The 440-nt window shown below is 73.2% G+C and carries 1 pseudogene; it reads left to right on the top strand.

From position 1 onward, the window contains the following. Nucleotides 1-265: pseudogene (locus EXE41_RS18800) on the top strand (molybdopterin molybdenumtransferase MoeA); the annotation flags it as partial. Nucleotides 266-440: the final 175 nt, after the last annotated feature.

The following is a 440-nucleotide window of genomic DNA, read 5'->3' on the forward strand; positions in this document are numbered from 1 at the left end:
CGCGCCGCTGCCGCCCCACCCGACGACCGAGGCGCGACTGGACCGGAAGATCGCCAGCGAGCCCGGCGTTCGAACGTTCGCCAGGGTTCGGCTGGAGGAGCGCCCGGACGAACCCCTACCGGCCGCGATCCCGACCCGCGTGTCGGGGTCGGGCGTGCTGTCGAGCGTCGCGCTCGCGGACGGCTGGGTCGTCGTCGACGAGGCCGCGGAGGGGATCGACGCGGGTGACACCGTTGCGGTTCAGGACTGGGAGGCGAACCAATGAGCGACCGCAAGGAGTTCCGCGACCTCGCCGAACCCACGAAGGCCCACGACGCCATCGCGTCGCTCGACCTCGAACCCGACCCGGAGACCGTCCCGCTCGCGGACGCTCGCGGGCGGGTGCTCGCCGAACGCGTCGACGCTGACCTCGACGTGCCGGGGTTCGACCGCGCGTCGAT

The sequence above is a fragment of the Halorubrum sp. SD690R genome (assembly GCF_005435035.1).
Classification (GTDB): Archaea; Halobacteriota; Halobacteria; order Halobacteriales; family Haloferacaceae; genus Halorubrum; species Halorubrum ezzemoulense.